General features: G+C 61.0%; 5 protein-coding genes. All 5 read left to right on the top strand.

The genetic code is table 11. The annotated features are described in order from the left end of the window. Nucleotides 1-1,099, top strand: a 1,099-nt coding sequence (locus tag C693_RS0116645) for an ATP-binding cassette domain-containing protein (protein ID WP_017463416.1), incomplete at its 5' end; no start/stop codon positions are given. Nucleotides 1,100-1,103: 4 nt separating this feature from the next. Then, nucleotides 1,104-2,525, top strand: a complete 1,422-nt coding sequence (locus tag C693_RS0116640) for an HlyD family type I secretion periplasmic adaptor subunit (RefSeq protein ID WP_017463415.1) — start codon at nucleotides 1,104-1,106, stop codon at nucleotides 2,523-2,525. An 81-nt stretch (nucleotides 2,526-2,606) separates the two neighbouring features. Continuing rightward, nucleotides 2,607-2,855, top strand: coding sequence for an ATP-binding cassette domain-containing protein (locus tag C693_RS24450; protein WP_083868342.1), 249 nt, complete (start codon nucleotides 2,607-2,609; stop codon nucleotides 2,853-2,855). Between the two features lie 75 nt (nucleotides 2,856-2,930). Next, nucleotides 2,931-3,413 (top strand): hypothetical protein, encoded by a 483-nt coding sequence (locus C693_RS23840; protein ID WP_157798651.1) that lies wholly within the window; start codon nucleotides 2,931-2,933, stop codon nucleotides 3,411-3,413. Between the two features lie 11 nt (nucleotides 3,414-3,424). Beyond that, entirely contained in the window at nucleotides 3,425-10,867 is a 7,443-nt protein-coding gene (locus C693_RS24395; protein ID WP_277813091.1) for a beta strand repeat-containing protein, read from the top strand. Nucleotides 10,868-11,043 lie beyond the last annotated feature (176 nt).

Below are 11,043 nucleotides of genomic sequence, written 5' to 3'. Positions count from 1 at the left end.
GGTCAAGGCGATGGCCGTGGATCCGCGCATGGTGCGCACCTGGGACAACCAGCTGGCGGGCTACGTCAGCGCTGGTTTTCGGGTGACCAAGTTGGCCAACATCGGGCAGCAGGGCGTGCAACTGCTCCAGAAGCTGGTCAGCGTGGCCATCATGTTCTGGGGCGCTCAGATGGTGATCGACGGATCGATGTCGGTCGGTCAGCTGATTGCCTTCACCATGCTCTCTGGCCAGGTGTCCACGCCGATCGTGCGCCTCGCGCAGCTGTGGCAGGACTTCCAGCAGGTCGGTATCTCGATGGAGCGCATGGGCGACATCCTCAATACGCGGACCGAAGCGGGCGGGAGCCGCATGGCCCTGCCAACGATCCGCGGGCGGGTTACCTTCGAAAACCTCAGCTTTCGCTATCGCCCCGATACCGCCGAAGTACTTGCCGGAATCAACCTCGACATCCAGCCTGGCGAAGTGGTCGGCATCGTCGGTCGCTCCGGGTCCGGCAAGAGTACCCTGACCAAGCTGGTACAGCGGCTCTATGTGCCTGAACGTGGTCGAGTACTGGTGGACGGTACCGACTTGGCGTTGGCCGATCCCGCATGGCTACGGCGCCAGCTGGGTGTGGTGCTGCAAGAGAATTTCCTCTTCAACCGCAGTGTTCGCGAAAACATCGCGCTGATCGACCCAGGCATGCCGTTGGAGCGAGTGATCCGTGCAGCCGAGCTGGCAGGTGCCCACGAGTTCATCGTTGAGCTCCCGCAGGGTTACGACACCGTCGTCGGAGAACACGGCGCCAGCCTGTCCGGCGGACAGCGTCAGCGCATCGCGATCGCCCGCGCACTGGTGGCCGACCCGCGCATCCTGATTTTCGACGAGGCGACAAGCGCGCTCGACTATGAGTCGGAGCGTGCCGTGATGGCCAACATGCGCTCGATCTGCCAGGACCGCACGGTATTGATCATCGCCCATCGCCTGTCCACCGTGCGGCATGCCAATCGTATCGTCGTCGTCGACAAAGGGCGCATCGTGGAAACCGGGACGCCCGATGAATTGCTGAAGCGTCCCGACGGGCACTTCACGCACCTTTCCCGACTGCAGCAGGGCTGACGCCATGACCGGCAAATGGAGCGCCATCGGCGACATGCTTCGACGTTATGGACAGGTCTTTCGTGCGGCCTGGGCCGAACGTCGTGCACTGGAACCCATTCAGCGCACGCGCGAGGAATTGGCGTTCCTTCCGGCACATCTCGAGCTGGCCGAAACGCCACTGTCACCGGCGCCGCGCGTCAGCTTGTGGATCATCATGTCGCTGTTCTGTATCGCCTTGCTGTGGGCTTGCTTCGGCAAGCTGGATGTCGTCGCTGTTGCTCCTGGAAAGACGATAACCAGCAGCCGCACCAAGATCGTACAGCCGGCTGAAACCGCCGTTGTACGGCGCATCCTTGTGCATGATGGTCAAGAAGTGAAGCAGGGCGATCTGCTCATTGAACTGGATGCCACCTCCACCACAGCCGATAGCCGTAAGGCCGTGGAGGCATTGCTCAGCGCGCGGCTTGCGGCCGCCCGGTCCGCGGCGCTGGTCCAAGCCATCGACACCGCAACACCGCCAGTCATGTCCCCGGATAGGGACTTGCCTGCCGATCGTTTCGAGGCCACCCAACGTCTCGCGTTTAGTGAGTACGCCGCCTTCGCTGCCAAGAAGCAAAGTCTGCAAGCCATGGTGCAGCAGAAGCAGGCTGAACTTCGCACGGTCGAATCGGCCATCGCTCCGCTGGAGCAATACCTGGAGATATCGCGCACTCGCGTCATGGATTACGAAAAGTTGCTCGACAAGAACTACGTGCCGCGTCAGGAATACCTGCTACGTAAGCAGGAGCGCATCAACGCCGAGCGAGATCTGGCAGGGCAGAGTAGTCGTCGGGCCGAGTTGCAGTCGGCTATCGTCGGTGCGAGAGAGGAACTGACCGTCACCGTGACCGATACCCGCCGTCAGTTGCTGGACGAACTGCGCCAGGCGCGCGAGCAGATTCTGCAATTCGAACCGGAAGTAGTGCGCACCACCCAGCGTAATGCACTCATGGAGCTACGAGCTCCTGTATCTGGAACGGTGCAGCAGTTGGCCGTGCACACCGTGGGAGGTGTGGTTACGCCGGCACAGCCGTTGCTATCTGTTGTGCCCGAGAACGACCAGATGGAAGTGGAGGCCACCGTACTCAACCAGGACATCGGCTTTGTACGTCCTGGGCAGCGGGCCACGATCAAGATCGAAAGCTTTCCGTACACGCGCTACGGCTATGTCGAAGGTGTCGTAGTGAGTGTTTCACATGACGCCATCCAGGACGAGGAGCTCGGGCTGGTTTATCAGGCACATGTGCGGATGAAGGCTGCGACACTACAGATCGATGGCATTGAGGTGCACCTGACCTCGGGCATGGCATTGGCGGCGGAGATCAAGACGGGGAAGCGCCGGGTTATTGATTACATCATTGATCCACTGCGAAGGGCGACTGGGGAGGCGATGCGGGAGCGTTGATCTGGTGACTCGCGTGGAGCTGGAACTGGGACGCATAGTCATAATTTTTGCCGACAGTTATCACATGTAAGGAAGGGCTCAATGGCGAGCGACGTTTTTTATCGACTTTGTGTGGAAAGATTAGCTCACCATCGCAGGCGAGCCAGTCGTCTAGCGCACGCGACTTCATCACCGAGTTTTCCGAAGTCTACGACACTGTGGTCCGCGAGCATGGCGCCATCCCTTTCCGGTGGGCAGAGGCAGCGCGTTGCCGTCGCCCCGTCGCTGGTCGACGATCCGCACATTTTTATCTTCGACGAAGCTATCAGCGCGGTCAGGAACAGACTTTAGAGATCGGTCGTGGCCGAGCATTGGCACTCATGCCGATCTTGGCGCCTACCATTATTGCTGAATTGGAGAATGAGTATGCGGGACAAGTTAGTGCCAGTGGTGCTCATGGGATCGATGCTGTTTGGCTGCTCGCACGGAGAGTCCGTTCCTTTTCAACGAACCCTGTCCTCAACTGACGAGGTTCAAGGCACCTTCGAAGTCACCGAAGAGACGTTCTACTCCGTGTCGTTGGAAGCCAAGGTGATCGGTCTAACCGAACAGAACCACGCTAACCGGCAACGGGCGTGGAGCTATCTGTCAAACGATGCAGCCACTGAGGCATTGGTGGCTGAGGTAACACTCGCACCGGAGTTGGATCCAGATAGAAGGATAGTGAGCGTAAGAGTAGTTAATCCAAAGTTTTCGTCGTGGAGCGATGAAGTGCTGTACATGGAACTGGTACGTGCGCGCTTGGTTAAAGGGACTTACCTAGTCCGGGTTTCGTTCTCCGGAAGGTCACTTCACCAACCGAGCTTTGTGCCGGGCGTCGTTGTTCAACGGACCTTCTCAGGGAAATAGGGAGTCTCAGTATGCCGACCATCACGGTAAATATCTCCAACCGTGGAACCTCATTGCGGGAAGGAGGCACTTCTTCAGTTGGGCACATGTGGTATCAGCTTACCGACAGCGCAGGAAACACAAGCAGCTACGGCTTTGCCCCAATTGATCACGGCGACCCCTTCGGGCCCGGCAAGGTATACACAAACGATAGCGAGAACTACGAGAGCACGGCCTACTCGCGCGAGATAGAGATATCCGATGCCCAGTATGCAATGCTCAAGGCGTTCGGTGAAAATCCGAACGCGTTTGGTTTCGATACAGAGTACAACGGACTTAATAATAGCTGCATTGATTTTACTTGGAAGGCACTTTTTGTTGCTGGCCTCAATCCTAACAACTTCGAAGGCGACATCTGGCCAACGCACAACATCGACGACCTTCAGGACATCGTCGTTCCAGAACATCCTGGTTACTGGTGGGAGCCACTGATACAAAGATTGCGCGACTACTTAGACGGTCTCCCGGACGGCACATATCGAGTCATCCGCTATGACCCTCTAGCGCTGGACCTCAATGGTGACGGCTTGGTCAGCACAAATGCGGAGGAAAACTGGAACGGCACGCTGTTCGACCACGACGGGGATGGTATACGCACTGCGACTGGCTGGGTGGGAAGCGACGACGGCTTACTGGTACGAGACATTAACGGCGATGGGCTGATCAACAGCGGCGCGGAACTTTTTGGCGACCAGACTGCTTTGGCTGCAGGTGGACGGGCAAGTGATGGTTTTGCTGCTCTAGGGGATCTAGACGAAAATCACGATAATGTTGTGGATTACCGGGACACGGCCTTTACCTCACTGAGGGTTTGGCGTGACATTAATGGCAACGGCGTCAGTGAGGCATCCGAACTGTTGACGCTCGATCAACTAGGCATCGTCAGTTTGGGCACGGCCCACACGAACCAAAGTAGCTCGGTGGTTGGTGGCGATATCGTGGCGAGCGGCACCTTCACTCGAGTCGACGAGGATGGCGCGGTAACGACTGGCGTGATGAATGACTTCAATTTCGACAACGACAACATGGCTAGCGAGTACGTTGCCCCGGTCGAGATTCCTGACGAGTTGAAGAATCTTCCCACTCTGCAGGGTATCGGTTCCCTACGCAGCCTGCGGGAAGCGAGCGTGGGATCCCCCTCCCTGTCAGAGGCACTTTCGGTTTTTGCCGGTGCCAACTCACGTGACACTCAGCGCGCTGCGTTGGCGACAGTCTTATACGAGTGGGCACATACCAGTCCATCATTCGACGACCAGACCATATTTCTATATGCCGGCGGTGCTGTTGAAGATGCCAGTTCTGAAAATATCGTCCGTCTGCGCCCTGGAGAGGCTGCTGTCTGGCCGGCACCCACGGAGCTGGACTCGGCCAACACGCGTATGGTCCGCGTAGTCGAAGCCATTGCTGGTGCAGGCCACATTACTGACATCTGGTGGGGCAGCAGCTCAATAGCGCAATATCAGAAAATTTATGACGCGTTCTTTGAGGCTGCTTACCGTGATCTGGCCATGCAGACGCGTCTCGCCAGCTACCTCGGCAAAGTGTCAATCGCTTGGTCCCCTACCCAGCAAGCAGTGGTATATGACTATTCGGAGCTTGTAGCCCAGTTGCAGGATGTTCGCGCGACTCGTCCGGTCGACGCCTTGCTGGATTTGGCCGAGTTGGTCAAGTTCAACGCACAAGATCTGGCCGACACTGGCTGGACCGATGGCTTCGATTTGTTACGCCAATGGGCAAGGGACGCGGCATCGGATCCGGACCTATATGGAAAGCTTCGCGGAATGGGGGTGACCCTCAGCACACTGGACGGCAGCACGCTCGTTTCCGCACCAAGTACCTCAAAGGATGACATCCTCCTTGGCCTTGATCAGACAACCGGTGTCGAATCGCTACGTGGCGGTGCGGGCAACGACGTTGTCGTTGCCGGAGCCGGCAATGACTCGGTGTATGGTGAAGACGATGATGACTTGCTGCTCGGCGGCGCCGGCGGTGATTATTTGGATGGTGGCAGCGGGCAAGATGCCCTATACGGGGGCGACGACGGCGACCAGCTTCGCGGCGGGGAAGGTAACGATACGTTGGGTGGTGGCGCGGGCGATGACTCGCTCAGCGGTGGTGCCGGTGACGACCGACTTAGCGGAGGGCGTGGAGATGATTATCTCTCTGGTGATGACGGCAGCGACACCTATATCTTCGGGCGTGGCCATGGTCATGACCGCATCAACAATTACGACATCAGCACTTTGCGCAAGGACGTACTTGAGTTGGCGCCGGGCGTGGCGCCGAATGACATCAAGATGTGGCGAAGCGGTAATTATCTATGTATATCGATCGTTGGCACCGATGATCGCGTCGATATTCAAGAGTATTTCCGTGACGACGCCACTAGTCCGTATCGCCTGGATGAATTGCATTTCGCAGACGGTACGGTTTGGACCATCGCAGATGTCAAACTACGCGTACTGAATGCGACTGAGGGCGACGATGACATCTATGGCTACGAAAGTGACGATGTCATCTCGGGTGGTGCGAGCAATGATTGGCTGTCCGGCCGCGGCGGCAACGACACGCTGTCGGGTGGTGATGGCGCCGATACGCTCAACGGCGACGACGGCAATGACATGTTAGTCGGAGACGATGGAAACGACGCGCTCTCTGGTGGTGCCGGCGATGACATATTGGAAGGCGGCGCGCAGGATGATCGCCTGGCCGGCGACAATGGCGACGATCTCCTTGTGGGCGGTACGGGCAACGACTACCTGGTGGGCGGCGCCGGCGACGACACCTACGTATTCGCGAGGGGCGACGGCCACGACACCATCTACAACAACGATTCCGATGCAGGCCGCATCGACAGCCTCGAGTTCGCGGCGGGGATCGGGACGGCAGACGTGGTCGCCACCCGCATCGGGGACGATCTGTCGCTCCAGATCAGTGGCAGCGACGATCGCGTCTACGTGCAGCAGTATTTCCGCGACGACGCGGCAGGCGCCTTCCGTCTGGATGAGATTCGCTTCGCCGATGGCACCGTGTGGGATGTCGACGCCGTGAAGGCCCTTGTCCAAGTGGGCACTGACGGTAACGACACCCTCGTGGGCTACGTCGGGAACGACACGCTTTCGGGTGGATTGGGTGACGACAGTATCGTCGGAGGCGATGGCGACGATGCACTCACCGGCGGTGCCGGCGCCGATTTCCTCGACGGTGGCAATGGCGTCGATACGCTTGCCGGCGACGACGGCAACGATACGTTGTCAGGCGGAGCGGGCGACGACCATCTGCTAGGCGGTGGCGGCCTCGACGCCTTGTACGGCGGCGACGGCAACGACGTAATCGATGGCGGCGCCGACCGTGACTGGCTTTCCGGCGAGGCCGGCGACGACCAGCTCTCCGGCGGCGATGGCGACGACGAGATCCGCGGCGGCGACGGCGCCGACACCCTGGCCGGCGGGACCGGCGACGATCTCCTGTATGGCGGTGCAGGCGAGGATCGCTACGTGTTCGCCCGTGGCGACGGAAAGGACCGGATCTCGGACCTGCAGGGGCTGAACACCCTGGCCCTGGATGGGTTGCCGGTCACCGATGTATGCATGCGTCGCGACGGCACCACTTTGGTCATTCGTTTCGCGAGCAGCTCCGGCGACGAGGTTCGCTTCGAGCAGTTCTTCGATGGAGCGACGGGGCTGGCGACGGCGTCGCTGGCCATCGATACGGGATCGCTGTGGTCGCTTTCCCCGCAGGACATCGACGCACAGGTAATGCTGGGCACGGCGGTCGACGACACCATTTTCGGCAACGTACTGGGCAATACCATCGATGGCCTGGGCGGACAGGACATCGTCCGCGCGGGTGAGGGCGACGATATCGTTGATGGCGGAGACGGCAGCGACCAGCTCTATGGCGAAGGCGGCAACGACCAGCTCTTTGGCGGCGCAGGCGATGACCTGCTCGACGGCGGCGATGGCGTGGACGCGCTTTCCGGCGGCATCGGCAACGACGACCTCGCCGGCGGCGCGGGAGCGGATACCCTGGACGGCGGCGACGGCGCCGATCACCTGTCGGGCGGCACGGACAACGACGTGCTGCGCGGCGGCGCCGACGGCGACGTGCTCGACGGCGGCACGGGCCAGGACCAGATGTACGGCGGCGGCGGTGACGACGTCTATCTCGTGGACGATGCCGGCGACACGGTGACCGAGGTGGCAGGCGAGGGCCAGGACACGATCCGCAGCACAGTGAGCTACACCCTGTCGGCCAACGTCGAGCGACTGGAGCTGGCGGGGGTGGCTTCGGTCGATGGCACCGGCAATACGCTCGACAACGAGCTGGTCGGCAATAGTGGCGCCAACCACCTCGAAGGCTTGGACGGCGACGACGTGCTGCAGGGCAACGACGGCGACGACACGCTGGTCGGCGGCGCCGGCAACGACCTGCTGGATGGCGGGCGCGGCATCGACCAGTCGATCGGCGGCGCCGGCGACGATACCTACGCGGTCGATGCGGAGGGCGACGTCATCGTCGAGCTGATCGGCGAGGGCTTCGACGTTGTCAACGCGTCCAGCAGCTACACGCTCTCGGAGAACATCGAAAAGCTCGTCCTGGTGGAAGGAAGCGGCGCTTGGCGTGGCACGGGCAACAGTGGCGACAACACCATTCTAGGCAACACCGCCTCCAATCGCCTGGACGGTGGAGCGGGAGCCGACGTGCTGGCCGGCGGCCTGGGCGACGACACCTACGTGGTCGACAACGTGGGCGACCAGGTCGTGGAAGCCGCCGGAGAAGGCGTGGACACGGTCGAGTCGAGCATCGACTACGTGCTGGGCGCCACGCTGGAAAATCTCACCCTGCTTGGCACGGCCAACCTCGACGGCACGGGTAACGACCAGGACAACGTGCTGGTCGGCAACGCCGGCAACAACCGCCTGGAGGGCGGGCAGGGGGCTGACTCGCTCTACGGCGGGCTGGGCGACGACTACTTCATCGAGGAGTCGAGCGGCGACTGGGTCTACGAGAACGCCGACGAGGGTCTGGATACGGTCGAACGCCGTTACGAGACCAACCTCGTGCTCAAGGACAACGTCGAGAACCTGATCCTGGCCGATGGCGTCGCGACCGGTAACGGCAACGACCTGGACAATCTGATCGCCGGCAACAGCGGCGACAACACGCTTGGAGGCTGGGACGGCGACGATACGCTACAGGGCCTGGACGGCAATGATGCGCTGTTCGGCGGCACCGGCAGCGACACGCTGATCGGCGGCGCCGGTGACGATTATCTCGATGGCGGAACCGGCGTGGATCATCTTGAAGGCGGCGCCGGCAACGACAACTACATCGTCGACGATGGAAGCGACGTCGTCATCGAGGGCGCAAACGGTGGCACCGACCAAGTGCAGGCGTCTGCCTCGTACGCGCTTTCGGCCAACGTCGAGAACCTGTTCCTGACCGGTAGCGCGGACATCGACGGCACCGGCAACGACTTGGACAACTACATCGCCGGGAACGGCGGAGCCAACAGGATCGATGGTGGTGGCGGCAACGACACGATAGTTGCCGGTGGTGGCGACGACCTGCTGATTGGCGGAACCGGCGATGACAAGTACGTCTTCGACGTCAGCTCGGGCAGCGATGTCATCGACAACTCCGATGGTGGCTTTGACGGTGTGTTTTTCACCGGCGGCATCACCCGCGAACGCCTCTCGTTCGACCGCGACGGCGACGATCTGTTGATCTTTGTGGATGCCGGGACGACGCCTGCGGTGCGCGTGACTAATCATTTCCTTGGTGGCGATGCTGCCATCGACTACGTGCAGCCGGATGGCGGTTACTACCTCACCACGGCCGAAATCAACCAGATCGTGGCCGGTGGCAGCACCGGCGGGCAGTACGACCAGGTAATTGAGGGCACCGCGGCCGGCGAGCAGTTGGTGGGCAGCGCCGGCAAGGACCTGATCAAGGGGCTTGCCGGTGATGATCAGTTGTTCGGTTTGGCTGGGGACGACACGCTGCAGGGCGGCGATGGTGACGACTATCTGGCTGGAGGAAACGGCAGCGGCACCGGCTCCGGTGCAGACCGCCTAGAGGGCGGCGCTGGCAAGGACACGCTCAGCGGCGAGGACGGTAACGACACCCTGATCGGCGGCACCGGCGATGACAGCTACGTCTACGGCGGCGGACAGGACACCATCGACAACACCGGCGGCGGCTACGACGGCATTTTCTTCAACGACGGCATTACCACGTCACAGCTGGGCTTCAGCCGCGACGGCGACGATCTGGTGATCACGGTGGATGGCGATGCCAACCGTACGGTGCGCGTCACCAACCACTTCGTGGGTGGGGATGCCGCCATCGACTTCGTGCAACCGGCGAGCGGCTCGATGCTCGACACCGCGGCGATCAACGCTCTGGTCGGGGGCGGTAGTGGCGATCCGGGCACGCCGACCGAGCCAGGGAACGATGGTGACTACACCAACATCGTCGACGGCACAGCTGCGGGAGAGCAATTGCTCGGTACCAACGGCCGCGATCTCATCCACGGCCTCGGCGGTGACGATACGATCTTCGGCTTCGGTGGTGACGACAAGTTCGACGGCGGAGATGGCAACGATTATCTGTCCGGTGGGAACGGCTCGTTCAGCGGCTCAGGCGATGACATCCTTATCGGAGGGGCTGGCAGCGACACCCTCGTCGGTGAGGACGGCGACGATCTCCTCCTCGGTGGCACCGGCGACGATCAGTACATCTGGCAGGCCGGATCAGGCAGCGATGTCATTGACAACACCGGTGGCGGCACGGATTGGCTGTTTTTCAATGGCGTCGACCGCAGCCGGTTGAGCTTCCACCAGAGTGGGGATGACCTGATCATCCTGGTGGATGGTGACTTGGCCCAGCAGGTGCGCGTCCAGAACCACTTCCTGGGCGGGGACCTGTCCATCAGTTACGTGCAGCCAAGCGGCGGCTACGCCATTCCGGCCTCGGACTTCGCCGGCCTATTGACCCCGCTTCCAACTGGATTTGCACCCAACAGCGTTTCCGCGATGTCTCTCATGGCGAACGAATCGATCACACCGATGGATACGTTGAGCGCCCAGGGCGGGGCCGATTCTCGATCTTCTCTGCTTTCTCGCTCTAGAGGGGGGCTCCAGCCACTATCTAGCCGAACGGCTCGGAGATTCGGTCCCGATATGGTCGACGAGCTGCTGGATCGAGGTTCGGTCCCTGGGGAGAGGGCCTTCGGGCATGCCTCCGGCATAGGGCGTGAGGCGCAGCAGTTGATCGAAGCGATGTCCCGCTTCCATCCCATTTCTGCGGAGACGGCAGCGCTCCATCAGGACGCAAACTGGCCTGATGAGATGCTGATCGCAAGCTCGGCCCATCACTTCAGGGAGCAACCAAAGGTTGCCATGCTCTAGGTGGCAGCCGCTGTAAAGGAACTAGTCTTGCCAGCAAAGGAAACCCCGCTATATGCGGGGTTTCCTTTGGTCCTGCCTGGGTGCTTTGTCTGCAGGGCAAAGCGAAATCGAGCAGGGAGCCTCGGGGCCTCCCTCGTCACCACGAACACTTCAAGGAAGCCTCATGATGAGGCAGG

The organism is Dyella ginsengisoli LA-4, assembly GCF_000334915.1.
In the GTDB taxonomy this organism is placed as follows: domain Bacteria; phylum Pseudomonadota; class Gammaproteobacteria; order Xanthomonadales; family Rhodanobacteraceae; genus Dyella_A; species Dyella_A ginsengisoli_A.
The sequence above is the reverse complement of the archived record's forward strand: the minus strand, read 5'-3'. Positions and strand labels throughout refer to the sequence as shown.